The organism is Streptosporangium nanhuense (assembly GCF_059358815.1).
This window is the reverse complement of record NZ_JCADBG010000019.1, coordinates 49,108-74,713: the sequence shown is the minus strand read 5'-3', so window position 1 is coordinate 74,713 and position 25,606 is coordinate 49,108. Positions and strand designations below refer to the sequence as shown.

The window sequence follows — 25,606 nt, the reverse complement described above, 5'->3', positions numbered from 1 at the left end:
GAAGCGGGACGCGTGGGCGCCGAGGGCGTCGTGCTCATGTGGCGACGCGGCAGGGCTGAAGGAGGGAGAAAGAGGACTACAATAGATCCTCGCTCTGAAAACAAAAACACTCCCTTTCCATTATCCCACGGAGGGCCCAAAGTGTCAATTCCCGAGGAGATCGCCCAGGAGATCGCCGAGGAGCGGGAGTACGTCACCGGGTTGTACGGCCGGCTGGACGAGCTCCGGAGGCGGGTCTCCGGCCGGTTGGACGCGGCCCTGGCCGACAGCGCGGGCGGTCCCCAGGCACGGGCCGAGCGGGAGGCCGCCGCGGCGAGGTACGCCGAGCGGCTCGCCGGGCTGCGGGCCGCCGAGAACCGGCTGTGCTTCGGCCGCCTCGACCTGCACGACGGCGAGCGCCGCCACATCGGCCGGGTCGCGCTGCACGACGAGGACTACGAACCGCTGCTCGTCGACTGGCGCGCCCCCGCCGCCCGGCCCTTCTACCTGGCCACCGCCGCCGCCCCGGACGGCGTGCGGCGGCGCAGGCACATCAGGACGAGGCAGCGCACGGTCGTCGCGGTCAGCGACGAGATCCTCGACCTCGACGCGGCGGACGCGGAGAAGGGCGGGGAGGCGGCCCTGCTCGCCGCGCTCGCCACCGGCCGCACCGGGCGGATGGGCGACATCGTCGAGACCATCCAGGCCGAACAGGACCGGGTCATCCGCTGCGACCACCGGGGCGTCCTCGTCGTGCAGGGCGGCCCGGGCACCGGCAAGACGGTCGTCGCCCTGCATCGGGCCGCCTACCTGCTCTACACGCACCGGGAGGTGCTCGACCGGCGCGGTGTGCTGATCGTCGGCCCGAACGCCACCTTCCTGCGCTACATCGGCCAGGTGCTGCCCTCGCTGGGCGAGACCGGCGTCCTGCCGGCCACCGTCGGCGAGCTCTACCCGGGGGTCGACGCCCGCCGCGAGGAGGCGCCCGAGGTGGCCGCGATCAAGGGCAGGGCGGAGATGGCCGACGTGGTGGCCGCGGCCGTACGGGACCGGCAGTGGGCGCCTGACGACGCGCTGGAGGTCGTCACCGACGACATGACGCTGCGGCTGGACCGCGCGGCCTGCCTGCGCGCCCGCGACGCGGCCCGGCGTTCCATGCTGCCCGGCGACGAGGGCCGTACCCACAACCAGGCCGCGCCGATCGCCGCGCGGGAGATCGTGCGCGCGCTGGTCCGCGAGGTCGCCGACCGGCTCGGCGGGGACCTGCTCACCGACGCCGACCTCGACCTCATCCGCGACGACCTGCGCCACGACCCGGGGGTGCTGCGGGCGATCGACGCCGTGTGGCCCGTCCTCACCCCGCAGCGCCTGATCGAGGACCTGTTCGCCGTGCCGGAACGGCTCGCCCGCGCCGCGCCCGGCCTCACCGCGGCGGAACGCGGCCTGCTGCGCCGCGACCCCGGCGGCGGCTGGACCCCGGCCGACGTGCCGCTGCTCGACGAGGCGGCGGAGCTGCTCGGCGAGGACACCTCCGCCGAGCGGGCCGCGGCCCGGCTCCGGCACCGGCGCCGGGTCGCCTACGCCCAGGGGGTGCTGGACATCTCCCACGGCTCCCGCCCCACCGACCTGGAGGAGGGGCAGGTGGCCGAGATCCTCACGGCCGCCGACCTGGTGGACGCCGAGCGGCTGGCCGAGCGGCACGAGGAGGCCGACACCAGGACCACGGCCGAGCGGGCCGCAGCCGACCGCACCTGGAGCTTCGGCCACGTGATCGTGGACGAGGCGCAGGAGCTGTCCCCGATGGCCTGGCGGCTGCTGATGCGGCGCTGCCCGGGACGGTGGATGACGCTGGTGGGTGACGTCGCCCAGACCGGCGACCCGGCGGGCGCGTCATCCTGGCAGGAGGTCCTCGGGCCGTACGCGGGAGAGCGGTGGCGGCTCGCCGAGCTGACCGTGAACTACCGGGTGCCCGCCGAGATCGCGGCCCTGGCGGCCGAGGTCCTCGACGCGCTCGGCACCGGGCTCACCCCGCCGCGCCCGGTGCGCGGCACCGGCATCGAGCCGTGGCGGGTCCGCGCCGACTCGGCGGGCGCGGTCGCGGACCTCGTCGTCCGCGAGGCCGCCGCGCTCGGCGAGCCGCCCGACGGGCGGCTGGCGGTGATCGTGCCCGCCGGGCGGCTCGCCGAGCTGGGCGCGGAGATCGCCGCCGCGCTGCCGGACGCCTCGATCGGCGAGGACCCCGAGCTGGAACGCCGGGTCGTGGTGCTGGACGTGCGCCGGTCCAAGGGCCTGGAGTTCGACACGGTGCTCGTCGTCGACCCGGCGCGGATCGCGGCCGAGTCGCCGCGCGGCCCCAACGACCTCTACGTCGCGCTCACCCGGCCCACCCGGCGGCTGGGCGTGCTCCACCCCGGCGAGCCGCCCGCCCTGTTCGCCCGCCTGTCCGCACCCCCCGGAGCGGACGACCGGGAACCGGCGGGGCGGGCTCACCGGCAGGGCCCCGCCGGCCCGCCCTGACGCTCCCGCCCACCCTGACGCTCCCGAAGGCGCGAACCGGGTACGCGCGCACGGCGTCCGGGGCAGGATGATCACATGACAGGGAAGAACGGCGGGCGATGGAACCACAACATCCATCACCACCCCCACATCCTGCGCGCCGTCCCCGGCGACGCCCGGCGCGCCCTCGACGTCGGCTGCGGCGAGGGCACGCTCGCCCGTGAGCTGCGCCGGGCCGTGCCGCACGTCACCGGCATCGACCTCGACGCGCCCAGCATCGGCCAGGCCCGCGAGCACCGGGACGACGTCGACTACGTCCTGGGCGACTTCCTCACCCACCCCTTCGAGCCCGCCTCGTTCGACGTCGTCGCCTCCGTGGCCACCCTTCACCACATGGACGCCGCCACCGGGCTGGCCCGCATGCGCGACCTGCTGCGCCCCGGCGGCGTGCTGGCCGTCGTCGGTCTCGCCCGCAGCACCATGCCCAAGGACCTGCCGCGCGACCTGGCCGGCGTCGCCGTCGGCACCTTCCACCGTGCCACGAAGGGCCACTGGGAGCACCCCTCCCCCGTGGTGTGGCCGCCGCCGGTGACCTACCCGCAGATGCGGGCGCTGGCCGCCGGGATCCTGCCCGGCTCCCGCTACCGCCGTCACCTGCTGTTGCGCTACAGCATCACCTGGCGCAAGCCTCGGGACTGAGCGGGGCCGCGGGAGCCACTCCTCCACCGGTGTTCATCGCAGGGTGAGCGAGGTCTCGGATTCGACGCGGGTCAGCTTCGCCGGGTTGCGGACGTAGTAGAGACCGGTGACGCGGGCGTTCTCGACGCGGACCGCCATGACGCCGTCGATCTCGCCGTCGAGGCGCAGGATGAGTGCCGGGTTGCCGTTGACCACGGTGGGAACGACGGTGAACGTGCCCTCGGTCCTGCCGAGACCACCGGTGATCATGCGGACCACCTTCTCGGCGCCGACGACCGGCCGCGGCACGGCCTGCCTGACCCCGCCGCCGTCGCCTATGAGGACGACCTCCGGGGCGAGCACGTCGAGGAGGCCCCGCGGGTCGCCGGTCTCCAGCACGCGCCGGAACGACTCCAGGGCCGCCCGTACCTCGCCCGGGGAGACCACCTCGCGCGGACGACGGGCGTCGACGTGCCGGCGGGCGCGATGGGCGATCTGGCGGACGGCCGCGGGACTCTTGCCGACGGCGGCCGCGATCTCGTCGTAGCCGAAGTCGAAGGCCTCGCGCAGCACGAAGACGGCGCGCTCGGTCGGCGACAGCGTTTCGAGGACGAGCATCAGCGCCATCGACACGCTCTCGGCGAGCTCGGCGTCCTCGGCCACGTCCGGCGCGGTGAGCAGCGGCTCGGGCAGCCAGGAGCCGACGTAGGCCTCCCTGCGGCGCCTCATCGCGCGCAGCCGGTTGAGCGACTGCCGGGTCGTGATCCGCACCAGGTAGGCGCGCCGGTCGCGCACCCGCCCCAGGTCGACCTCGGCCCACCGCAGCCAGGTCTCCTGCAGGACGTCCTCGGCGTCGGCCGCCGATCCGAGCATCTCGTACGCGACGGTGAAGAGCAAGTCGCGGTGGGCGACGAACGCCTCGGTCGCCGGGCCGGCGGCGCGGTCGCCCGTCTCCCGCTCCCCCTCCTTCGCGGCCGGCCCGTGCTCTCCGGCGGCGGTCAGGCGCGCGTCCATGACGTGGTCCCCTCTTCCCCGATGTCCGATCCGGCGGCCGTGACACGCCGGTTCAACGGGCCGGCGCCTCGGCGCGCCCGTCCCGCAGCGACCGCCGGCGCCCGTCGCCCGCGGCCCAGGCCGGAACCCTGAGCGAGCCGGGCCTGCTCGCCTCCATGGCCATCTGCTTGACCGTGCCCCAGCAGATGAACTCCTTGAGCCTCGCGGCGGGGCGGCCGCCGAGGTGGAACCTCGTCGCGGTGTCGTCCCTGTGGGAGAACTGGAAGATGCCCGCCCCGCGGCCCAGGCTGACGCACTGGCCGACGAACAGCATGGCGAGAGGCGCGGGCCGCTCACCCGCGATCCGGCTGAGCACCGTGTCGGCGGCGTGCGCGCCCAGCGGCCCCGCGGCCTGGCAGCTCATCCGGAACGGCAGGCCGGAGGGCGCCGCCGAGTCCCCGGCCGCGACCACGCGCGCGTCGTCCACGCTCGTCAACGTCTCGTCCGTGAGGAGGCGGCCCAGGGCGTCGGTGCTCAGCCCGCTGCGGCCCGCCAGGTCCGGCACGCCGAATCCGGCGGTCCAGACGGTCACCGCGCTCGGGAGCTCGCGGCCGTCGCCGAGCCGCACGGCGTCGCGCGTCACGCCGGTCACCTTGGCGGCGGGGCCTTCGAGCACGGTCACCCCGAGCTCGGCCAGCCGCCCGGCGACCGCGCGCCGCCCCCGGGGGTGCAGGTACGGGCCGAGCACCTCACCGCAGACCAGGGTCACGGCGCGGCCCCGCTCCGCCAGCTCGGCGGCGACCTCGATGCCGGTAGGGCCCGCTCCGACGACCGTCGTCGCGGCCGTGGCGGGAGCGGCGCCGACGGCGGCCCGCAGCCGCTCCGCCTCCTCCAGGGTGGCGATCGGGTAGGCGAACTCGGCCGCCCCGGGCACGCCCGGGTCGGCGCTGCCGCTTCCCACCGCGTAGACCAGGTAGTCGTAGCCGACCGTGCCGCCCGTCGCCAGCCGCACGCCGCGCCCGGAGACGTCGATCCGCGTCACGGTGTCGACGACCAGCCGGACGCTCCCGGCCAGGACGTCCCGGTAGCCGACGACCGCGTCGTCGGACCCGCCCACCAGCTGGTGCAGGCGGATCCGCTCGACGAAGCTCGGGCGCGGGTTGATCAGGGTCACCGTCACGTCGTCGCGCCGGGTCAGCCGGTTGGCCGCCATGACGCCGGCGTACCCGCCGCCGACCACGACGACCTCGGTGTTCTCTGCCATGGTGTCTCCTCCGCTCCAGGGGTTCGACCACAAGACACCGCGTGGACGGCCGCTGTGACACGGCGCGCGAAATCCTCACGGCATCCTCACGGCCGGAGCCGGCGCTCCGGGGACGCGCGCCGGGTGCGGGGCGGGCGTATCGTCTCACGGTGCGCGTACGAACGCACTCGAGGCCATCTCCCTGCGCCCGTCCGCCTTCCTGCGGTCCTCGTGGCCGTGGAGGTCGCTGGCGTACCTCTTGTCGAGCGTCCTGTTGTGCGGTCTCGCCGGGCTGGTCGCGGCGGCCCTCGCCCTCCTGGAGCCGGTGCCGGTCCGGGTGACCGCCGGGCTGGTCGTCCTGGTGGCGGCGGCCCCGCTGGTGGCCGGGATCGAGCGCCGGCGGCTGCGGCTGGTGGACACCGTTCCGGTGGCGGGCACCGGCGGGCACCGCCGCGTGCTCGCCGTCCTCGCCTATCTGGGCGTCTGAGGGTAGTGCCGGCTCTACCCCGCAGGCTCGCCCCAGCGCCAGTGCGGCGGCCGGGCCGCGCCGGTTGAATCTCGGGCATGACGAGAACACACGGCGTGCCGTCCGCCTTCCGCCTCCCCGGCCGCTGGACGGAGGGCGCGGGGCTGGTCCTGGGCCCGGTCCTGGTCCTGGCGGGCGTGCTGCTGCGCCTGGGAGCCGGAGACTTCTTTCCCGACCAGCTCGCGGCCTTCTCCGACGCCCCCGCGCTGATGACCGCCTCCTACAGCGCCTTCGCCGCCGGGATCGTCCTGCTGGCGCCCGCGGCGATGGCCGTGGCCGGACGGATCGGGGTCTCCCACCCCCGCTGGGCGCTGTGGGGCGGGGGGCTGGTCCTGGCCGGGCTGTTCGCCCGCGTCTTCCACGCGGGCGTCGACCATCTGGCGTTCCAGCTGGTGGACGTGCGGGGATTGGAAGTCGCGCTGAAGGTCGTGGGTGACCAGTACTCGGCGTTCCACATCTTCCAGACGTTCAACGTCGCGATCGTCTCCGGATGGGTCGTCCTGGCCGTCGGCGCCCGGCGGGCCGGCGTGTTCGGCACCGGGGTGACGGGGACCGCGCGGTCCGTCGCGCTCGGGCTGATGTCGGCCATGCCTCTGGGCGTGCTCAAGGGAACGGGCCCGATGTCGGTCCTCGCCGCGGCGGGCCTGTGCGCCGCGCTGGTACCGCTCGGCGTCACGGTCCTGAGGGAGGGGAAGGCGCCCAGGTGGTGGGTGTACCCGGTGGCGGTGGCCGTGGCGGCCGGGGCCGCGTTCCTCGGCACCCTGGGCTAGCGCCTCGTACCTCGCGGCGGCCGGTACGGGTGAGCGGCCGAGAGAGTCATCCAGGCCACTTCAACCCCAAAACACGCAGTTAGCTAGCATTCGGTCGAAAAAGCGAGATCGGTCACAAAGGTCTGGGGTTGCTATTTTGGGTAGCCTAACCTAACTTTGGGGCGAAGTTTTTTCTTGTGAGATAGGAACACCGCATGCGCACGTTGCGTCGGGTTCTCGTCGTGGCGACGTTGGGCCTTGCGCTCAGTGGTTGCGGTGCGCAGAACTCCCCCGGCACGCAGAACTCCTCCGGCACCCAGCCCCCGTCGGGTGCCCAGCCCCCGTCGGCCGGCCCGTGGTCGTTCACCGACGGCTCCGGCGAGACGGTCAAGGCCGACAAGGTCCCCACCCGGATCATCGCCCACTCGGGTGAGGCGGCCGCGCTGATGTCGTTCGGCATCAAGCCGGTCGGCATCTACGCCGACGAGTCGGTCAAGACCGACCCCAACCTCAAGGACCTCGACCTCTCCGGGATCGAGCTCCTCGGCCAGGAGTGGGGCAAGATCGACGTGGAGAAGGCGGCCGGGTTGCGGCCGGATCTGATCGTCGCCGACTGGTGGCCCGCGGAGAAGGCGCACAGCGGCCTGGAGGAGGGCGTCGACGAGAAGAGCAAGAAGCTCGCCGAGCTGGCCCCCGTCGTGGGCGTCTCCCAGGGCAAGTCCATCGAGGACCTGGCCGAGGGGTACGAGAGCCTCGCCAAGAGCCTGGGCGCCAAGGTGGACGCCCCCGAGATCGCCGCGAACAAGAAGCGCTTCGAGGAGTCCGTCGAGAAGTTCAAGGCCGCGGTCGCCGAGAAGCCCGGCCTGACGGCCCTCGGTATGTCGCCCGCCGACGACAAGCTGTACGCCGCCAACCCCGAGTACGCGCCCGAGCTGCTGGACTTCCAGCGCTGGGGCCTGAAGGTGATCAACCCGGCCAAGCCGGACCCCGGTTTCCCGTACTGGGAGAACCTCAGCTGGGAGAACGCCGACAAGTACCAGCCCGACCTGATCCTGTGGGACGGCCGGTCCTTCACCCCGACGGCCAACGCCGAGTGGGGCAAGAAGCAGCCCACCTGGTTCAAGATCAAGGCGGCCAAGGCCGGCGCGGTGGCGGCCTGGCCCGCGTACTGGCTGCACACCTTCGGCGACTTCGCCACCGAGGTGGACAAGCTCACCGAGGCGATCAAGACCGCCGACGAGAACCTCGGCGACTGATCCCTCTCGATGTCCAGCACGATTTCACCGCGACGAGCCCCGGTCCTCGGACTCGGGCTCGTCGCGCTCTGCGTCCTGCTCGCCGCGGTGGCGTTCCTCAGCGTGACCCTCGGCTCGCGTGACATCGGCCTGCCCGACGTCCTGCGGGCACTGGGCGGCCTCGGCGCCGACGAGTCGATCGCCGGCACGGTGACCCTGGAGCTGCGCGTGCCGCGCACGCTCCTGGGCGTCCTGGTGGGCGCGGCCCTGGGCCTGGCCGGCGCGATCCTGCAGGGCGTCACGCGCAACCCGCTGGCCGACGCCGGGATCATGGGGATCAACTCCGGCGCCGCCGTCATGGTGGTCTTCGCGTTCACGGTCCTGGGAATCCGGGGCGTGGGCGTCTACATCTGGTTCGCCTTCGCGGGCGCGATCATCGCGACCCTGCTGGGGTACGCGATCGCGTCGCTCGGCCGCGAGGGCGCCACCCCCGTCAAGCTGGCCCTGGCCGGCGCGGCGGTCACGGCCGGCCTCGGCTCCGTCACCACGGGCATCGTCATGACCAACGTCGACGCGCTGAACGAGCTGCGCTTCTGGCAGGTCGGGTCGCTCGCCGGCCGGTACGCGCCGGTCCTGGAGAGCGTCGCGCCGTTCCTGCTCGCCGGCCTGGCCGCGGCGCTGTGCCTGGGCAGGGCGCTCAACGGGCTCGCGCTCGGCGAGGACGTCGCGCGAGGGCTCGGCCAGCGGGTCGGTCTCACCAGGGCCGTCGCCTTCGGCGTCGTCGCGGTGCTCGCCGGCGCGGCCACGGCGGCCTGCGGGCCGATCGTCTTCATCGGGCTGGTGGTGCCGCACCTCGCGCGGGCGCTCTGCGGCCCGGACCACCGGTGGATCCTGCCGTACTCGATGCTGCTGGCGCCGGTCGTGCTGCTGCTGGCCGACGTGCTCGGCCGGGTCGTGGCCGCTCCCGGGGAGCTGCAGGTCGGCGTGGTCCTCGGGGTGCTCGGCGCGCCGGTCTTCGTGGTGATCGTGCGCTACGGCCGGCTGTCGGAGGTGTGAGGACATGACTGAGAACACGGCAATGACCCACGACGCCCTCACGGCCGTCTCCGACGCCGTCCGCGCCACCCGGCGCGGCCGTACGGCCCGGAGCGTGGTGGTGACCTCCGCGCTGACCGCGACCGTCGCCGCCCTGTTCGTGGTGACCATGATGGTGGGCAGCTTCCGCCTCTCCGCCGCCGAGGTCCTCGGGTCGCTGCTGGGCACCGTCGACGACCCGAGCCTGGACTTCGTCGTCCTGGGCCTGCGGCTGCCCACCGCCGCGACCGCCCTCGCGGTCGGGCTCGCCCTCGGCGCGTCCGGGACGATCTTCCAGCACCTGCTCCGCAATCCCCTCGCCTCGCCCGACTTCGTGGGCATCTCCTCGGGCGCCAGCCTGGCCGCGGTCACCGGCATCGTGTTCCTGCAGGTCAGCGGGATCGCCATAGCCGGGCTCGCGCTGGCCGGGGCCATCGTGTCCGCCCTGCTGATGTATCTGCTCGCCTGGCGCGACGGGGTGAGCGGCTACCGCTTCATCCTGCTCGGCATCGGCGTGGCGGCCTTCTTCGAGGGGCTCACCGGGTTCGTGCTGACCCGTGCCCAGCTGTTCGAGGCGCGCCAGGCGATGCACTGGCTGACCGGCTCGGTCGGGCAGGCCAGCGACGCCGAGCTGCGGCTCCTGCTGGGCGCGCTGGTCGTCCTGCTGCCCCTGGCCATGCTGCTGCAGCGGCAGCTTCGCGTGCTCGAACTCGGCGACGACGCCGCGCGGGGGCTGGGCGTGCCCACCGAGCTCGCCCGCGCGGGCCTGCTCGCCACCGCCGTGGTCCTGGTCGCGCTGGCCGTCGCGGCGGCCGGGCCCCTCGTCTTCGTCGCGCTCGTCGCGGGGCCGATCGCCAACCGGCTGCTGGGCCCCGCCACCGGCGGCATCGTCGCCGCGGCCCTGGTGGGCGCGATGGTCCTGCTCACCGCCGACCTGGTCGCCGTACAGCTGCTGCCGACCGCGCTGCCCACCGGCGTGGTCACCGGAGCGGTCGGCGCGCCGTACCTTCTGTGGCTGCTCGCCACCACGAACCGACAAGGAGCAGGCGGATGAGCCGTCTCCGCGCCGAGGGCCTGTCCCTGGGCTACGACGATCGAGCCGTCATCACCGACCTCGACGTCTCCGTACTCGACGGGAAGGTCACCGCGATCGTCGGTGCCAACGCCTGCGGCAAGTCGACGCTGCTGCGCGGCCTGGCCCGGCTCATCAAGCCACGCCGGGGGACCGTCTATCTCGACGACAGGACGCTCGCCGAGCTGAGCACCCTCGACGTGGCCAAGGTGCTCGGCCTGCTGCCGCAGACCCCCGTGGCGCCCGACGGCATCACGGTCGCCGACCTGGTCTCCCGGGGCCGCTACCCGCACCAGGGCTGGTTTCGCCGGTGGACCGAGCGCGACCACGAGGCGGTGACCCGGGCGCTGGCCGCGACCGACACCGCAGACCTGATCGACCGCCCGCTGCGCGCCCTGTCCGGCGGGCAGCGGCAGCGGGTCTGGGTCGCCATGGCGCTGGCCCAGGACACCGACCTGCTGCTGCTCGACGAGCCCACCACGTTCCTCGACATCAACCACCAGGTGGAGCTGCTACGGCTGCTGCGCGGGCTCAACGCCGAGTCCGGCAAGACCATCGTCGCCGTCCTGCACGACCTCAACCTCGCCTGCCGCTTCTGCGACCACATCATCGCCATGGCCGGCGGCACGATCGTCGCCGAGGGCCCCCCGTCCGAGGTGATCACCGCCGAACTGGTCGAGAAGGTCTTCGGCCTGTCCTGCCTGATCGTCCCCGACCCGGTCGCCGGGACTCCCATCGTGGTGCCCGCCTAGAAGGCTCACCGGAGCCCCCGTGACGCCGAGGGCCGGGCCGTCGTCGAGCCGCCCGGCTCTCGGCGTCACGGAGGACCGCCGGGAGGCCGACGCGCCTCCCGGCGTGACGGCGGCCTGGCCGCCGCGCCGCGGGGAACCGGCGCGGCCCTTTCTGACTGCGGAGTTGACCAAGGCGTAAGTCTTCTGTTTCCCCTATGTACGGCCGACCCCGGGCGATGCACGATCGACATCCGGCACCCCCCAGCCAGAGGTAGGTCCCTTGTCGAAACGCCATGCCCTCCGCATCGCCCTCGTCCTCGCCGCGGCCCTCGGCTGGGCCGTGGTCCCCGCGGCCCCCGCGGTGTCCGCCACCTCGGACACCGTCGCGCCGCCCACCTCCATGTCCGGCCTGGGCGACTCGATCACCCGCGGGTTCAACGCCTGCGGCTGGTTCGCCGACTGCACCGGCCGGTCGTGGTCGACGGGGTCGAGCACCTCGGTCGACAGCCATCGCAACCGGATCAGGGCGCAGAACCCCGATCTCACCGCCTACAACGACGCCCGCTCGGGCGCGAAGATCGCCGATCTCGCCGGGCAGGCGAGGACCGCCGCCTCCCGGAACGTCGACTACGTGACGATCCTCATGGGCGCCAACGACGCGTGCACCTCCTCGGAGTCGTCGATGACGTCGGTGGCCGACTTCGAGAGCCGCTTCCGGGAGGCGATGCGGGAGCTGGCGGCCGGGATCCCGCAGGCGTCGGTGTTCGTCGCCAGCATCCCCGACCTCAAGCGCCTGTGGTTCGTCGGCAAGGACAGCTCCTCGGCGCGTACGGCCTGGGCCGCCTTCTCCATCTGCCGCTCGATGCTGGCCTCCCCCCGCTCGACCTCCGCCGAGGACGAGGCACGCCGTGACCGGGTCAGGCAGCGGGTGATCGACTTCAACGGCGTGCTCGCCCGGGTCTGCGCGGAGTACAGCACCTGCAGGTACGACGGCGACGCCGTCTTCTCCTACCCCTTCACCCTCGGGCAGCTCAGCACCTGGGACTACTTCCATCCCAACACCAGCGGGCAGCGGGTCCTCGCCGAGGTGACCTACCCGGTCAGCCAGCCCGGCTCGCCGCCGGTGCCCGCCCTGTAACCGGCCGCCCCCCGGCCCGCCGAAAGGACCCCGCCCCGGTCCTGGAGGCGGGCCGACGGTTCGCCTCCAGAACCGGGGCGGCCCGTGAGCGCCGGTCCGCACGCACCGGAGACGGCGGCATGCCCCTCGCCCGCCCGCACCGCTACCCGTCGGAGGATCGCGGGGTGCCGGGGCGCCGGTCGTAGGTGAGGAAGGCCACCCCGCTGTCGAGGACGGTATGGCCGGCGAGCTCCCAGGCGGCGGGCGCGAAGACCGCCCTCCGCCCGAAGAGGGGGATGCCGGTGCCGGCGGTGAGCGGGTTGAGCTTGACGACCAGGCGGTCGATCTCGCCGTAGAGCGTGCCGGCCAGCTCGCCGCCGCCGACGAGCCAGACGTCCTTGCCGCCCTTGCCGCCCTTGCCGCCCTTGCCGCCCTTGCCGCCCTCGCGCTTCAGCTCACGCACCGCCGCCACCGGGTCACCGGCGACGAGCTCGACGCCGGGGTCCGGGCTCTCGGCGAGGGTCCGGGAGAAGACCAGGTGCCTGAGGTGGGCGTAGGCGTTGGTCACACCGGCCGCGAGGCCGACCTCATAGCTTTTACGGCCTTCGACGACGGTGTCGAAGTGGACGCCTTCGGCGGTGACACCGAGCGCGGCCCGGGCCGGCCCCGGCAGGGTCTCGGGGTACTCCTCGACGAGGTGGCGGACGTAGTCCTGGGACGGGGAGAAGAAGCCTCCGGGGCCGGTGGGGTCGGAGCCGTCGGGGCCGGCGACGAAACCGTCGAGCGTGGAGGCGACGAAGTACACGAGCTTGCGCAAGACAGGTCCTTTGTCGATCGCTCAAGGTGAAAGGTGGCGGGGAGCCACCGGGGGTCACTTCGTGACGGCAGGGAACGGGGTGACGATGCGCTCCACCGCCCGCGTGACCAGCTCCTCACGCTCGGCGTCGGTGAAGACGTCCGGCAGCGTGAGCTGCTCCACGACCAGCCAGTTCATGGCCAGGTACATCAGCAGGACGGCGGTCGCGCCGCCGGGCAGGCCGGCGGCCTCGTGCCGGGCGACGTTCTCGTCGATGTCGGCGCGGACCCGCTCGGTGAGCAGCGTACGCAGCTCCGGCCTTCTGGTGGCCTCCAGCCGGAGCTCCAGCAGCGCCAGGTGCCCGGCCCGGAAGGCGGTGACCCTGCCGACGCTCTCGCGCAGCATCACGCCGTACGACGCGGCGTCGCGCGCCCGGCCGAACATCTCGGCGAGCGCGTCCTCGTCGGGCCTGAGCCGCTCGTAGACGCGGGCTCCGGCCTGGACGAGCAGGTCGTCGCGGTTGCGGAAGTAGTTGGACGCGGTGCCCACGGGCACCCCCGCCTCCTTGTCGACGGCGCGCTGGGTCAGGCCGCGCGCGCCCTCGCGGGCGAGGACCTCGATGGCGCCGTCGAGCAGCGCGGCCCGCCGGGCCGGATTCTGGCGCATCCCGCACCCCTTCCTGGTTCCGAAGCACTCCAAGTAGAGCACTCCGATTGAAGTACGTCAATTGAAGTGGTTTGGATGCCGGACGCTCCGCCGGACGCTTCGCCGGAAGCGGGCCCCCGATCCACGACGGGAGCCGTTCCGGCTTAAATTTGCACGACACGCATCGATGCGCGTCGTGTACGTTTGACGCCTGGACTGCCCCTTCGCCGCGAGCGGCCCGACGGCCCGCCCGAGAACAGGACGTGCGGATGAACGACGACAACCTGACCGAGGAGTCCCCGAGCGCGAGCCCCACCGCGATGCGCCGGATCCTGCCCCCCGAGATGGTGGAGCGCGGCCGGTGCCCGTTCGACCCGCCACCCGGCCTACGGCAGCGGGACGGCCAGGAGGCGGTCCGGCCGCTGCCGTTGCTCAACGGGGCACAGGCCTGGCTGGTGACCGGCTTCGAGGAGGCCCGCACCGTGCTGGCCGACGCGCGCTTCAGCGCCGACAAGATGCGCCACCGCGACGCCACCTCGCTGCAGCCGCACGAGGTGGCCGAGCTGGCGGGCAGGGCACCCGAGCCGCCGGGCGTGGAAACCCGCGAGGACGGGTTCTTCGTCTTCATGGACCCGCCGGAGCACACCCGGTTGCGACGGCTGCTGACCGGCCAGTTCACCGTCCGGCGGATGCGCGAGCTGGAGTCGCGGGTCACCGAGATCGCGGTGGAGCACATCGAGGCGATGAAGGCGGCCGGCACCGAGGCCGACCTCGTGCCGGCGTTCGCGCTGCCGCTGCCCTCGCTGGTCATCTGCGAGCTGCTCGGCGTCGACTACGCCGACCGGGGCGAGTTCCAGGAACGCACGGCCGTCTCGCTGGACTCCACCAGCAGCGCCGACGAGCGGGCCCGGGCCGGCGCCGAGCTGTACGCGTTCATGCAGCGGCTGGTGGCCGCCAAGCGCGCCGATCCCGCGGACGACCTGCTGTCCGGGCTGATCCACGACGCGGACCCGCCGCTGACCGACGCCCAGCTCGTCGACGTCGCCCTCGTCCTGCTCGGGGCGGGCCACGAGACCACCGCCAACATGCTCGGCCTGGGCACCTTCGCGCTGCTGGAGAACCCCGGCCAGCTCGCCGCGCTGCGCGCCGACCCCACGCTGATCGACAACACCGTCGAGGAACTGCTGCGCTTCCTGAGCATCATCCAGCTCGGCGTCAGCCGGGTCACCACCGAGCCCGTCACCCTGGGCGGCGTGGACATCCCCGCCGGCGCGACCGTGGTCATCGCCACGCCCGAGGTCAACCGGGACCCGCAGCACTGGCCCGACCCCGACCGCCTCGACCTGACGCGTTCCCGCACCCCGCACCTGGCCTTCGGCCACGGCGTCCACCAGTGCCTGGGCCAGCAGCTGGCCCGCGTCGAGATGAAGGTCGGGCTCGGCGAGCTGGTCACCCGCCTGCCCGGCCTGCGCCTGGCCGTACCCGTCGGCGAGGTTCCGGTCCGCAACGAGATGCTCATCTTCGGCGTGCACTCGCTGCCGGTGACCTGGTCCTGACCCCCTCCCGGCCCGGCGGGCCGCCCCGAGACCGGCCGGCCCGCCGGGGAGCCCATAATGGGAGCGGTCACGGGGCGTGAGGAGGTCGGATGGTCAGCTCGGCGCCGGTCGGCGAGGAGGCCCGCTCCGCGGCGCCGGCGGCCGGACGCCGCGAGCGCAAGAAGCAGGCCACCCGGGCCGCGCTGCGCGAGGCGGCCCTTCGCCTGTCCATCCGCCACGGCGTGGAGAACGTCACCGTCGAGCAGATCGCCGAAGAGGCCGACATCGCGCTGCGCACCTTCTTCAACTACTTCTCCAGCAAGGAGGAGGCCGTGCTCGCCTCGTCGGCGGCGGCGGCCGAGGCGCTCATCGCCGAGTTCCGGGCGCGGCCGCGGGCGGAGTCGGTGCTGCGGGCGTTCCGCGAGGCGGTGCTCGTCATCATGGACCAGGGCGACGCCACCCGTGACCACATCGAGGCGCTGCGGCTGATCCGCAAGGCGCCGTCGCTGGTGCCCCAGCAGCTCGCCGTGCTCGCCGCCCAGGAGAAGGCGCTCGCCGGGGCGATCGCCGAACGCGTCGGACTGGCACCGGCGAGCCGGCCCCCGGAACCCGTCTACCCCGCGCTGTGCGCGGCCGCCGCGCTGGCGGCGCTCCGCGTCGTCCTGGACCAGTGGCTGGTGCCGGGCCTGGAGGAGACGCCGCCCACCGCCATGCTGAGCCGGCAGATCGACGAGGTGATCGCCGAGCTCGCCAGGGGCCTCGACCGCCCCAGCGTCACCGTCACTCCGGTGCCCGAGGGATGAGCCTTTCAGGCCGGTACGGCTACTCGTGGCTGCCTTCCGGAACCGTGTCCGCGGACATGCCCCCTTCTCCCGGGGCGCTCGTCAGGTAGACGTGCTGGTGACCCTTGCCGGCGTCGATGTTGATCTGGTCGAGCTGTGTCGCCGCGACGGACCACGTCGTGACGGCGGCGGACCGCTGGCGGGCCGCCAGATCGAGGAAGGGCTTCCGCAGGTCCGCGGGAAGCTCCCGGCCGGCCGCGTACGCGTCGACCGCGATCGCCATGGCGTCCACCGCGCTGCGAAGCCCCGCACGGGCCACGTTGGTCGCGGTCGTTCCCGAGGGGGTCTCCGCGTGCCTGTCGACGGCCTGCCGCATGGCGCGCTTCCAGCCGTCGACCTCCGCCTGCTCCGCCGACCGCGTGCCGGGCGCCCCGTCCCGGGGAAGCACCTCGGCGAGCCCGGCGAGCACCCCGTTCAGCTCCTCGACGGTCTTCCGCGCCGTGGTCGTCAGCTCGCCGATCTGCTGGACGTCCCGCTTCGTCTCCGCCGCCCGCATGTCGGCGACGGCGACCTGGGAGGCGTCGGGGAGAGCGAGGAAGTAGCCCAGCGGCCCGGCTATCGCGACGGCGGCGAGAGCGGTCACGAGGTAACCCGTCCAGCTGGACGAACGGGCATCCGGCCGGGCCGGAACCCGAGGTCGCCTCGCCGTTTTCGATGACATCCAGCAGCTCCCGTCGCCATGACTACGGGGTCGACGCTACCGCCTTCAACGATCTACGTCCATATGCCCGGTATCTCCCTCTTTGGGGCTCCGCACGGACGTACCCCCCGGGGGCGGTGAGGCTCACACAAGCACCTGGAAAAGCGATCGGATCCGCCCGGCGAGCTCCTCCGGTTCCCCCTCGGCGAGCGCCGTCGTACCCAGGACCCTGCGCATGAGCCACACCCCCGCCTGGACGGCGAGCATCAGCTCCGCCCGGACCCCGGCCCCATCCCCATCCCCGTTCCCGTCCCCGGACAGCTCCTCGTGGAGGTGGCGCCCGGCATGCCTGCCGATCGCCTCGCGCATGATCCGCGCGGCCCCGGGGTTGGCCGCCGACCTCAGCATGAGCAGGAACGGCCCGAGCTCCTCCGCCTCCGGCGCCGTCCGCGCCACCAACGCGCGCGCGGTCTCGCCGGCCAGCTCCGCGCCGGTGCCCGCGATCACGGTGCGCGGCGCGAAGGCGACGTCGACCGCCTCCGCGAACAGCCGCTCCTTCGAGCCGAAGTAACGGTTGATGAGCATCGCGGTCACGCCCGCGCTCTGGGCGATGTCGCGGACCCCCACCCCGTCGTAGCCGAACCGGGTGAAGGCCTCGACCGCCGCGTCCAGGATGGCCTGCCGGGTGGCGGCGGCGTCGCGGCGTCGCCTGCCCGGGGCGTCGCCTCCCCGCTGCGGCCGGTCCGAGGGGGCGCCGGACCCGGTGTCATCACTCATGTCTACAAGCGTATACTCAAATTAAGTCTACGAGTGTAGACATAGCGGGGCCGGGTCGTGCCGGCACCCGGACCACGATGTGAGGATGAGATGGATCTTCAACTGACAGGTAGGCGCGCGCTGGTCACCGGCTCCAGCTCCGGCCTCGGCGAGGCCGTCGCCAGGGCCCTGGCCGCCGAGGGCGCCGACGTCGTCGTCCACGGCCGCGACCGCGCCCGCACCGAGGCCGTCGCCGACGCCGTCCGGGCGGCCGGTGGCGGCGCCCACGTCGCCATCGGCGACCTGACCACCGACGCCGGCGCCGACGCGACGGCCGAGGCCGCGCTGGCCGGGGGCCCGATCGACATCCTCGTCAACAACGCCGGCGCCTACCCCCACCGCGGGTGGAAGGACGCCACCGCCGAGGACTGGCTCCAGACCTACGAGCTCAACGTCGTCTCCGGCGTCCGCATGATCCGGCGCCTGGTCCCCGGCATGCACAGGCGCGGCTGGGGCCGCGTCATCCAGATCGGCGGCGGGCTCGGCCTGCAGCCGGGCGCCGACCTGCCCCACTACAACGCCACCCTCGCCGCCCGCCACAACCTCACGGTCTCCCTGGCCCGCGAGCTGAAGGACACCGGGGTCACCTCCAACACCGTCGCCCCCGGCGCCATCCTGGTCGACAGCGTCCAGCGCTTCCTCACCGACCTCGCCCCGGCCCGCGGCTGGGGCGAGGCGTGGCAGGACATCGAACGCAACGCGATCGCGGAACTGGTGCCCAACGACGTCGGCCGGATGGGCCGTCCCGAGGAGATCGCCGCCGCGGTCCTCTATCTCAGCGGCCCGCTCGCCGACTACGTCACCGGCACCACCCTGCGAGTGGACGGCGGCACCGTCCGCGGCGTCCACTGACCGCCTTCGGGAAACCGGCCGCCGTCCGCGAGAGGACGTCCGCGGGCCGCCCTTTACGAAAAGGCACCACGAAAAGGCACCACGAAAAGGCGGCACGGAACCGGCCGGACCGGCTGGACGCCCGCGCGGGTGGACGACCGCGCGGGTGGACGACCGCCCCCGGGACGCGGCGCCGCGGGGGTCACCCGATCGGGAAGCCGACGATCCCGTCGGCCCAGCGGTCCAGCAGGACCTGGTCGTGGCTGATCGCCAGCACCCCCGCCCCGGTGCGCTCCCGGTAGGTGTTCACCACGCCGACCAGGTGCGCCTGGGTGGAGGCGTCCAGCATGGTGGTCATCTCGTCGCAGATCAGGTAGCGGGGTTCCAGGGTCAGCGCCCTGGCCACGCAGGCCCGCTGCAGCTGCCCGTCGGAGACCTCGTGCGGCCACCGGGTGAGCAGCTCACCGGTGAGGCCCGTCTCCTCGGCCAGCTCGGCGACGCGTCCCGCGCCGGGCCGCCCGTTCGCGGCCAGCGGCTCGCCGATCACCTCGGCGAGCGTGAGACGCGGGTCCACCGCGAGCCTGGGCTGCTGGTAGATCAGTGCCACCCGGGTACGCAGCTCGCGCGCCGCGCGCTGCCGCCAGCGCGTCACGGGCGTGCCGTCCACGGCGAGGGTGCCCGACGACGGGCGCAGCATCATCGCCATGACCCTGGCCAGGGTCGACTTCCCGCAGCCGCTCGGCCCGGCGAGGCCGGTCACCTCACCGGGCCTGACGGTCAGGGACGCCCCGTCCAGGGCGGTGTGCGCGCCGTACCTGACGGTGACGCCGGCCGCTTCAAGCATGCCTGTCCTCCAGGGGGTGGTGGCAGGCCACGCCGCCGTCCATCGGCGGCGGCGCGGCGCACCGCTCGGTGTGGCGGCCGCAGCGCGGCCGGAACGCGCATCCCCGGGGCAGCCGGGTCAGCTCGGGCGGCATCCCGGGGATGGGGACGAACTCCCGGTCCGGCTGGGCGGCCACCAGGCCCGCCGTGTACGGGTGGCGGGGGCGCCCGAGCACCTCGGCCGCCGGTCCGGCCTCGACCAGGCGGCCGGCGTACATGACCGCGAGGTCGTCGGCGACCCGCTCGGCGGCGCGCAGGTCGTGCGTGATCAGCAGTACGGCGCGCCCCTCGTCGCACAGCTCGCGCAGCGTCGCCATCGCCCGGTCCACCAGCGGCCGGTCCAGCCCGCTGGTCGGCTCGTCGGCCAGCACCAGCCACGGGTCGCCCGCCAGCGCGATCGCGTTCGCCACCCGCTGGGCCATGCCGCCCGACAGCTCGTGCGGGTAGCGGTCCAGCTCGTGCGGGCTCAGGCCGTACCGTGCCGCCAGGTCGTCGGCGGTGGCGGGCGAGCCCAGCTCGCGGACGACCTCCTGGAGCTGCGCCCGCGCGGTGCGCACCGGCGTGAGGTGGGTGGCCGGGCTCTGCGGGATGAGACCGATCGCGCGCCCGCGCACCCGCCTCGCCAGTACGGCCCGCGAGGCGCCGACCAGCTCCACCGGCTCCCCGCCCCCGTGTTCCAGCCAGGCCTGGCCGGAGACGGAGGCGTTGGCGGGCAGCAGGCCGAGCAGCGCGTGCGCGAGCACCGACTTGCCGCAGCCGGACTCCCCCACCAGCGCCAGGCACCTGCCCTGGCGTACCTCGAAACTCGCGTCGTTCACCGCCCGCACCGTCGCGCCGGGGACGCGGAAGCCGACGCTCAGGTCCCGGACCCGTAGCCGTCCCTGGTCGGTCACAGTTCCAGCTCCGATCTCCAGCGGGGGGTGTGCCGGTCGCGCCAGCGCTGGGCCAGCACCGACACCGCCAGCGTGGGTACGAGGATGAACAGCCCCGGCAGCAGGCTCGACCACCAGTCACCGGTGAGCAGCGACCGCTGCCCGTCGTTGATCATGTTGCCGAGCGAGGCGAGGTGCGGCGGGAGTCCCAGGCCGAGGAAGCTCAGCGCGGTCTCGTGCCAGATCGCGTGCGGCACCATCAGCACCGTCGCCAGCACCAGATGGGGAAGGAGGTGCGGCAGCAGGTGGCGGCGGATGACGCGCGTCCTGGTCGCCCCTGCGGAGACCGCCGCCTCCACGAACGGGCGCGAGCGCAGCGAGAGCACCTCGGAGCGGACGATCCGCGCCGCCGTCGTCCAGTGCGTCACGCCGACGGAGACCACCACCGCGGCGGCGCTCGGCGCGAACAGCGCGACGATGAAGATGCCGAACAGCAGGTGCGGCAGGGCGTTGAAACCGTCCACCACCCGCATGAGGACGCGGTCGGCCGCTCCCCCCAGGCTGCCCGCCGCCAGGCCCACGAGCCCGCCGATCACCATGCTGACCAGCGCGGCCACCAGCCCGACGAGGAAGGATACGCGCAGGCCGTAGATCGACCTGATCAGCACGTCCCGCCCGACCTCGTCGGTGCCGAGGAGATGGGACGGGGAGGGTGGCTGCCCGGCCGCGCGCAGGTCCACCAGGCTCTGGTCGAGCTGCACGATCGGCGGCACCAGGAGTACGGCCAGCGCCAGCACCACCAGGGTGCCGGCCGCGAGTCTCACCGGCATTCAGCCCACCTCCGGAGTTCGTGCCTGTGGAACCGGCATTCAGCCCACCCCCAGCGTTCGCACCCGCGGATCGGCCACGGTGTAGGCGATGTCGGCCAGCAGGTTGCCGGCCAGCACCGCCGCCGTGCCCAGCAGCGTGAGCGCCGCCAGCAGCGGGAAGTCCATGGCCAGCGCCGCCTGTACGGAGGCCGCGGCGACACCCGGCCAGGAGAAGACCGTCTCGACCAGGATCGCGCCGGTGACCAGTTCCGGGACGCGGGCGCCGAGCAGCGTGAGGAAGGGCAGCAGCGCCGACCTCAGCGCGTGCCGCACGACCACGGTCCGCTCGCGCAGGCCGCGAGCGCGGGCGCCGATCACGAAGTCCTCCCGCAGTACCCCGATGACCGACTCGCGCACGTAGAGCACCAGCCACGACGACTGGGAGACGGCCAGCACCGTGACCGGCAGGATCATGTGCCGGGCCACGTCGAGGGGGTCGACCGTGGTCGACGCCGGGTCGGTCAGGCCGCCCGCGGGCAGCCAGCCCAGCTGGACCGCGAAGACCCAGACGGCGAGCAGCCCCAGCCAGAACACCGGGGCGGCCTCGTTGGCGAACGCGCCACCGGTGATCACCCGGTCCAGCCAGGAGTCACGCCGCCAGGCGGCGAGGGTGCCCACCACCAGGCTGCCGGCGAGCATCAGCACCAGCGCCGAGCCGGTGGCCAGCAGCGTCCAGCCGAGCCGCTCGCCGATGACCTCGGCGACCGGCCGGTGCAGGGAGCGCGACTCGCCCAGCTCTCCGGCGGCCAGGTTGCCGAACCAGGTGGCGAACTGCTCGACGACCGGCCGGTCCAGGCCCCAGTTCCGCCTGATCGACTCGGCCACCTCCGGCGAGGTGACCAGCGCGCGCTCGCCGAGGTACTGCCTGACCGGGTCGAACGGGGACGCCTGGGCCAGCGCGAACATGCCGATCGTGACGACCATCAGCAGCGGTACGGCGAAGGCCGCCCGCCAGGCGATCATCTTCAGTACCGCCCTCACGCGGCCGGCTTCCAGGTGTGGATTCCGGCGAACAGGCCCCCGGTGGCGTGCTCGTGCGCGTCCACGCCCGGCACGATGCCCTCGTACTCGCCGCGGACCACGTACACGTGCTTGAGGAAGACCAGGTAGGAGAAGACCTCGTCGTCCCTGACGATCTTCTGGAAGCCGGTGTAGGCCCGTTCGCGCTCCGCCTTCTCGCCCGCGGCCCTGCCCCGCTCCAGCAGCCTGTCGACCTCGGGGTTGTCGTAGCGGCCCGGGTTGAGGAAGCCCCGGCCCTTGAAGTCGGAGTGGAACAGCTCGTAGTTGACGTAGTCGGGGTCGTAGGGGCTGCCGAACCCCATGACCGCCGCGTCCGTGCCCAGCCGCGCCTCGATGGCGTCCCAGTCCAGGCCGGCAGGCTCGACCAGCAGCCCGATCCCCTTGGCGTCGGAGGCGGCGGCCAGGGCGAGTTCCTTGCGCAGCGAGTCGCCCGCCGGATACATCAGGGTGAACCGGGCCTTCTTCTCGTCCTTCTCCCTGACGCCGTCCTCACCCAGGGTCCAGCCCGCCTCGTCGAGCAGCCTGCCGGCCGCCGCGGGGTCGGCGGCGCCGCCGGTCACCTCGGGGTCGTGCCACCCGGTGTCGGGCGAGATCGGCCCGTAGGCGGGGGTGCCCGCGCCGGCGAGGATCGTGTCGGCCATCGCCTGCCGGTCCAGGGCCAGGCCGAACGCCTTGCGCACGGCCCGGTCGCCGGTCACCGGCCGGGTCATCGGGAACATGACCGCGCGGTAGTCGGCGCTCGGCACGTCGTACACGGTCACGCCCGGCTGTCCCCGCAGGCCGGTGGCGGCCTTCGGCGGGAGCACGGTGGCGTCGAAGTCGCCCGCCCGGATCCGGGTCGCGCGCACGTTGTCGTCGGGCGCGAAGGCGAGCACCAGCCTGGGGATCGCCGGGGCGCCGCCCCAGTACTCCCTGTTGGCCTCCAGCACGATCTTGTCGCCGGGCGTCCAGGAGACGAACCGGTAGGGGCCGCTGCCGACCGGCCTGGTCTTCTCCAGCGTGCCCTTGGGCACGATGCCGAGCGTGGTGCGCTGCACGAGCGGCGCGTAGGGGTGCTTGAGCCTGAACACCACGGTCCGCGCGTCGGGAGCCGCCACGTCCTCGATCGCCGAGTAGTCGCTCCTGATCGTGGAGTTGTTGGCGGGATCGAGCAGCGCCTCGTAGGTGTACTCCACGTCCTGGCTGGTCAGCGGCTTGCCGTCGTGAAACTTCAACCCTTCCCTCAGGGTGAAGGTGACGCTCTTCCCGTCCTCGGCCACGACGGGCTCGTCGGTGGCGAGCGCGGGCTTGAGCGTGAGGTCGGGGGCCCGGGTCATCAGCCCGTCGAAGATCAGCGAGCCGCCGTCGGGGGAGAATCCGAGCACCGGGCTCAGGTTGTCGAACTCAGAGCTCAGGCCGATGACGAACGTGTCGTCCGGCGCGGTGGACGGGCCCCGGGGCGCGGAGCAGGCCGTGACCGCCAGGGCGAGGGCGGCGCACAGCGTGGCGTACTTCTGGGGAAGCTGAGTCACATGGGAACTTCTATCACTTGCAAATAGCTCGCAATAGTCCGGGTGGCTCTTCCCGCACGGTTCACGACCGCACCGCTCGTGACCGGTCCCGGCACGCCGTTCACCGGCACGCGTTCCGTCTCGGGCGCTCACCACCGGTCGCCCCCCGGCCAGAAGGCCACCCCCGGAGCCGGGCACCTCTCCATGATCTTGGTCTGGCCGGACGGAATGGTAGGGTCGCGCCATGAGCCCGGAAGACCTCGCCAACCTCGCCCACCTGCGCCGGGCTCGGGATCTGATCGACCGGGAGTACGCACGGCCGCTCGACGTGCCGACGATGGCCCGCCGCGCGCTCATGTCCCCAGCGCACTTCTCGCGCCGGTTCCGGGCGGCCTACGGCGAGACGCCGTACAGCTATCTCATGACCCGCCGGATCGAGCGGGCGATGGCGCTGCTGCGCGGGGGGATGAGCGTGACCGACGCGTGCATGGCGGTCGGCTGTACGTCGCTCGGCTCGTTCAGCTCGCGGTTCACCGAGATCGTCGGGGAGACGCCGAGCGCCTACCGCGGCCGGGAGCACCGGGCCGTGGCGGCGATGCCCGCCTGCGTGGCGAAGGTGCGCACCCGCCCGACGAGGAACCCGCCGAGCAGGATCCGAGAAGCGGACCGCGCCGCCGCCGCCTAACGTTGGCGACATGAACATCGCACTCCGCTACTCTCACATCACCGTCAACGACCCGGACGAGTCGCTCGCCTTCTACCGCGACGCGCTCGGCCTCGAGGTGCGCAACGACGTCGCCTCCGGCGGATTCCGCTGGATCACCCTCGGCAGCCCGACCCAGCCGGGCCTCGAGATCGTGCTCTCGGAACCGCATGCCGGCCGTTCCCAGGCCGACGGCGACGTCGTGCAGGAACTGCTCACCAAGGGCACGCTGTCGATGAGCGTCTTCAGCACCGACGATCTCGACGCGACCTTCGAGCGGGTGCGGGCGTCGGGCGCCGAGGTGCTGCAGGAGCCCATCGACCAGCCCTGGGGTCCGCGCGACTGCGCCTTCCGCGACCCCTCGGGAAACATGGTGCGGATCGAGCAGGAGGCCAAGGAGTCCAAGGAGTCCAAGGGGTGACGTCCGGCCGTGGCGGGCCCGCCGCGTGAGCCGGTACGCACCACCCCCGGTCGGCGAGGGAACCTCGCGACTCACCGGCCCCCGGGCCCGGGAGGCGCCTCCGGCCGGCCCCTGAGCCGGGGAAGCACCTCGGCGCCCAGGCGGCGGATGTTCTCCAGGGTGCGGGCATGCTCGCCCGCACCCTCGACCATGAGGATCAGGTGTTCGAGCCCGGTCGTCTCCCGGGTGCGCCCGATCGTCTCCACGCAGCGGTCGGCGTCCCCCACCGGATGGACACCGGTCAGGAAGTCAACGTACTCCCCCACGTCCCGTGCGGGCCGCCGCCGCCCGTCCACCGGCACGTACCCGGCCAGTCCGGGCTCCAGCCACCGTGGCATGGCCGCCCTCAGCTCCCGCACCGCTCCCGCCGTGGAGTCGGCCACGTACCCGACGACGGCCGCCACGTGCCCGCCCGCGCCCGGTGAGATCGTCTCCGGAACGGGCGGGTGCGGCGGCGAGGCAGCCCGGTAGTCGGCGAGCATCGCGGCCTTGCCCTCGTCGTCCATGTGCATGCCGAGCAGCATCGGCAGCCCCCGCCCGGCCGCCAGCCGTGCCGTCCCCGGTGAGGTGCACGCCACGACGGGCCGCATCGGCGCCGCCGGTACCATCGCGACCTCGCGGAAGGCGAAGAACTCCCCCTCGGCCGACACCGTGCGCTCCCCCAGGGCCCGGCACAGCAGGTCGAGCGACTCGGCGAAGCCGCACTCGAAGCGTGCCAGGCCGGTGCCGAACACCTCCAGGTCCACCCAGGGCCCGCCCCTGCCGACCCCCAGCGTGAAACGCCCGCCGGACAGGTGGTGCAACATCGCCGCCTGCTCGGCCAGCGCCACCGGGTGCACCGTGGACAACACGCTCACCGCCGTCCCCACCCCGATCGCCCGCGTACGCCCCAGGGCCACCGCCGCCAGCGTCGCCGCCGACGGGCACACCCCGTACGACATGAAGTGGTGCTCGGCGATCCACGCGTCGTCGAACCCCGCCTCCTCCGCGACGACGATCGCCTCTACGCAGTCACGCAGCACCTGGCCCGGGGGCCTGCCGGGGAAACCCGCCGCGACCAGGAAGATTCCGATCCGCACCCCGCTCATGATTCCCTACCCGCCGGGCGTGTGACAGGGGCCGCCCCGCAGAGACCGATCGCCTCCTACCCCGTCACCACGCCTCTCCCGCCCGGCCCTTCGACAGGTGGCCCGCCACCGGCGGGCGTCCATGATTCCGGGATTGGGCTGATCGTATTCGATCAAATATTGACACGTAGTTGTTTCAAAGTATTCACTTTTGATCACCCCCCTTGTGGGCGCTCGCCACACCG

26 protein-coding genes are annotated in these 25,606 nt (G+C 73.3%); 14 read left to right on the top strand and 12 right to left on the bottom strand.

The window, feature by feature from the left end; genetic code table 11:
* Positions 1-141 precede the first annotated feature (141 nt).
* Positions 142-2,496 (top strand): HelD family protein, encoded by a 2,355-nt coding sequence (locus AC5L38_RS31300; RefSeq protein ID WP_495246400.1) that lies wholly within the window; start codon positions 142-144, stop codon positions 2,494-2,496.
* A 75-nt stretch (positions 2,497-2,571) separates the two neighbouring features.
* A complete protein-coding gene (locus tag AC5L38_RS31295) occupies positions 2,572-3,174 on the top strand; it encodes a class I SAM-dependent methyltransferase (RefSeq protein WP_495246399.1) in 603 nt (200 codons plus the stop codon).
* Between the two features lie 33 nt (positions 3,175-3,207).
* Here the strand turns inward: AC5L38_RS31295 and AC5L38_RS31290 are convergent, their stop codons facing one another.
* Positions 3,208-4,167, bottom strand: coding sequence for an RNA polymerase sigma-70 factor (locus AC5L38_RS31290; protein ID WP_495246398.1), 960 nt, complete (start codon positions 4,165-4,167; stop codon positions 3,208-3,210).
* Between the two features lie 52 nt (positions 4,168-4,219).
* A complete protein-coding gene (locus AC5L38_RS31285; RefSeq protein WP_495246397.1) occupies positions 4,220-5,410 on the bottom strand; it encodes an NAD(P)/FAD-dependent oxidoreductase in 1,191 nt (396 codons plus the stop codon).
* 238 nt (positions 5,411-5,648) lie between these two features.
* Between AC5L38_RS31285 and AC5L38_RS31280 the strand changes: the two genes are divergently transcribed.
* The 7 genes from AC5L38_RS31280 (at position 5,649) to AC5L38_RS31250 (ending at position 11,914) form a co-directional block, all read left to right on the top strand.
* Complete coding sequence (locus AC5L38_RS31280; protein WP_495246396.1) at positions 5,649-5,876, top strand: hypothetical protein; 228 nt, start codon at positions 5,649-5,651, stop codon at positions 5,874-5,876.
* Between the two features lie 77 nt (positions 5,877-5,953).
* A complete protein-coding gene (locus AC5L38_RS31275; RefSeq protein ID WP_495246395.1) occupies positions 5,954-6,685 on the top strand; it encodes a hypothetical protein in 732 nt (243 codons plus the stop codon).
* 194 nt (positions 6,686-6,879) lie between these two features.
* A complete protein-coding gene (locus AC5L38_RS31270) occupies positions 6,880-7,920 on the top strand; it encodes an ABC transporter substrate-binding protein (protein WP_495246394.1) in 1,041 nt (346 codons plus the stop codon).
* 9 nt (positions 7,921-7,929) lie between these two features.
* Positions 7,930-8,955, top strand: a complete 1,026-nt coding sequence (locus tag AC5L38_RS31265; protein WP_495246393.1) for a FecCD family ABC transporter permease — start codon at positions 7,930-7,932, stop codon at positions 8,953-8,955.
* A 4-nt stretch (positions 8,956-8,959) separates the two neighbouring features.
* Positions 8,960-10,027 carry a FecCD family ABC transporter permease gene (locus AC5L38_RS31260; RefSeq protein WP_495246392.1) on the top strand — a complete coding sequence of 356 codons (1,068 nt, stop codon included), beginning with the start codon at positions 8,960-8,962 and terminating at the stop codon, positions 10,025-10,027.
* Positions 10,024-10,797 (top strand): ABC transporter ATP-binding protein, encoded by a 774-nt coding sequence (locus AC5L38_RS31255; RefSeq protein ID WP_495246391.1) that lies wholly within the window; start codon positions 10,024-10,026, stop codon positions 10,795-10,797. The genes AC5L38_RS31260 and AC5L38_RS31255 overlap by 4 nt, the downstream gene beginning before the upstream one ends.
* A gap of 259 nt (positions 10,798-11,056) precedes the next feature.
* Complete coding sequence (locus AC5L38_RS31250) at positions 11,057-11,914, top strand: SGNH/GDSL hydrolase family protein (protein ID WP_495246390.1); 858 nt, start codon at positions 11,057-11,059, stop codon at positions 11,912-11,914.
* A gap of 142 nt (positions 11,915-12,056) precedes the next feature.
* On the opposite strand, the gene AC5L38_RS31245 is transcribed toward AC5L38_RS31250, so the two are convergent.
* Both AC5L38_RS31245 and AC5L38_RS31240 read right to left on the bottom strand, forming a co-directional pair.
* Positions 12,057-12,710, bottom strand: coding sequence for a dihydrofolate reductase family protein (locus AC5L38_RS31245; RefSeq protein ID WP_495246389.1), 654 nt, complete (start codon positions 12,708-12,710; stop codon positions 12,057-12,059).
* Between the two features lie 54 nt (positions 12,711-12,764).
* Positions 12,765-13,355, bottom strand: a complete 591-nt coding sequence (locus tag AC5L38_RS31240; RefSeq protein WP_495246388.1) for a TetR/AcrR family transcriptional regulator — start codon at positions 13,353-13,355, stop codon at positions 12,765-12,767.
* Positions 13,356-13,603: 248 nt separating this feature from the next.
* On the opposite strand from AC5L38_RS31240, the gene AC5L38_RS31235 reads away from it, so the two are divergent.
* Together AC5L38_RS31235 and AC5L38_RS31230 are read left to right on the top strand one after the other, a co-directional pair.
* Positions 13,604-14,890: a cytochrome P450 gene (locus tag AC5L38_RS31235; protein WP_495246387.1), complete on the top strand. Its 1,287-nt coding sequence runs from the start codon at positions 13,604-13,606 to the stop codon at positions 14,888-14,890.
* An 89-nt stretch (positions 14,891-14,979) separates the two neighbouring features.
* The gene (locus AC5L38_RS31230) at positions 14,980-15,672 is read left to right on the top strand and encodes a TetR/AcrR family transcriptional regulator (protein ID WP_495246386.1); all 693 of its coding nucleotides are present in this window, start codon (positions 14,980-14,982) and stop codon (positions 15,670-15,672) included.
* A 19-nt stretch (positions 15,673-15,691) separates the two neighbouring features.
* On the opposite strand, the gene AC5L38_RS31225 is transcribed toward AC5L38_RS31230, so the two are convergent.
* Together AC5L38_RS31225 and AC5L38_RS31220 are read right to left on the bottom strand one after the other, a co-directional pair.
* Entirely contained in the window at positions 15,692-16,294 is a 603-nt protein-coding gene (locus AC5L38_RS31225; protein WP_495246385.1) for a hypothetical protein, read from the bottom strand.
* Positions 16,295-16,495: 201 nt separating this feature from the next.
* Positions 16,496-17,128, bottom strand: coding sequence for a TetR/AcrR family transcriptional regulator (locus AC5L38_RS31220; RefSeq protein WP_495246384.1), 633 nt, complete (start codon positions 17,126-17,128; stop codon positions 16,496-16,498).
* Positions 17,129-17,218: 90 nt separating this feature from the next.
* Here AC5L38_RS31220 and AC5L38_RS31215 point away from each other — a divergent pair, with 90 nt between their 5' ends.
* Positions 17,219-18,019 (top strand): SDR family NAD(P)-dependent oxidoreductase, encoded by an 801-nt coding sequence (locus AC5L38_RS31215; protein ID WP_495246383.1) that lies wholly within the window; start codon positions 17,219-17,221, stop codon positions 18,017-18,019.
* 181 nt (positions 18,020-18,200) lie between these two features.
* On the opposite strand, the gene AC5L38_RS31210 is transcribed toward AC5L38_RS31215, so the two are convergent.
* Genes AC5L38_RS31210 through AC5L38_RS31190 form a run of 5 tightly spaced genes read right to left on the bottom strand, consistent with a single transcriptional unit; the run spans position 18,201 to position 23,152 of the window.
* Entirely contained in the window at positions 18,201-18,842 is a 642-nt protein-coding gene (locus tag AC5L38_RS31210) for an ABC transporter ATP-binding protein (RefSeq protein WP_495246382.1), read from the bottom strand.
* On the bottom strand, positions 18,835-19,773 hold the full coding sequence (locus tag AC5L38_RS31205) for an ABC transporter ATP-binding protein (RefSeq protein WP_495246381.1): 939 nt from the start codon (positions 19,771-19,773) through the stop codon (positions 18,835-18,837). The genes AC5L38_RS31210 and AC5L38_RS31205 overlap by 8 nt, the downstream gene beginning before the upstream one ends.
* Complete coding sequence (locus AC5L38_RS31200) at positions 19,770-20,582, bottom strand: ABC transporter permease (protein ID WP_495246380.1); 813 nt, start codon at positions 20,580-20,582, stop codon at positions 19,770-19,772. Before AC5L38_RS31200 ends, AC5L38_RS31205 begins: the two co-directional genes overlap by 4 nt.
* Positions 20,583-20,621: 39 nt before the next feature.
* Positions 20,622-21,602: an ABC transporter permease gene (locus AC5L38_RS31195; RefSeq protein ID WP_495246379.1), complete on the bottom strand. Its 981-nt coding sequence runs from the start codon at positions 21,600-21,602 to the stop codon at positions 20,622-20,624.
* Entirely contained in the window at positions 21,599-23,152 is a 1,554-nt protein-coding gene (locus tag AC5L38_RS31190; RefSeq protein ID WP_495246378.1) for an ABC transporter substrate-binding protein, read from the bottom strand. Before AC5L38_RS31190 ends, AC5L38_RS31195 begins: the two co-directional genes overlap by 4 nt.
* A 223-nt stretch (positions 23,153-23,375) precedes the next feature.
* Between AC5L38_RS31190 and AC5L38_RS31185 the strand changes: the two genes are divergently transcribed.
* Together AC5L38_RS31185 and AC5L38_RS31180 are read left to right on the top strand one after the other, a co-directional pair.
* Positions 23,376-23,816, top strand: coding sequence for a helix-turn-helix transcriptional regulator (locus AC5L38_RS31185; RefSeq protein WP_495246377.1), 441 nt, complete (start codon positions 23,376-23,378; stop codon positions 23,814-23,816).
* A gap of 10 nt (positions 23,817-23,826) precedes the next feature.
* A complete protein-coding gene (locus AC5L38_RS31180) occupies positions 23,827-24,255 on the top strand; it encodes a VOC family protein (RefSeq protein ID WP_495246376.1) in 429 nt (142 codons plus the stop codon).
* A 71-nt stretch (positions 24,256-24,326) separates the two neighbouring features.
* On the opposite strand, the gene AC5L38_RS31175 is transcribed toward AC5L38_RS31180, so the two are convergent.
* Complete coding sequence (locus AC5L38_RS31175) at positions 24,327-25,373, bottom strand: LLM class flavin-dependent oxidoreductase (RefSeq protein ID WP_495246375.1); 1,047 nt, start codon at positions 25,371-25,373, stop codon at positions 24,327-24,329.
* Positions 25,374-25,606 lie beyond the last annotated feature (233 nt).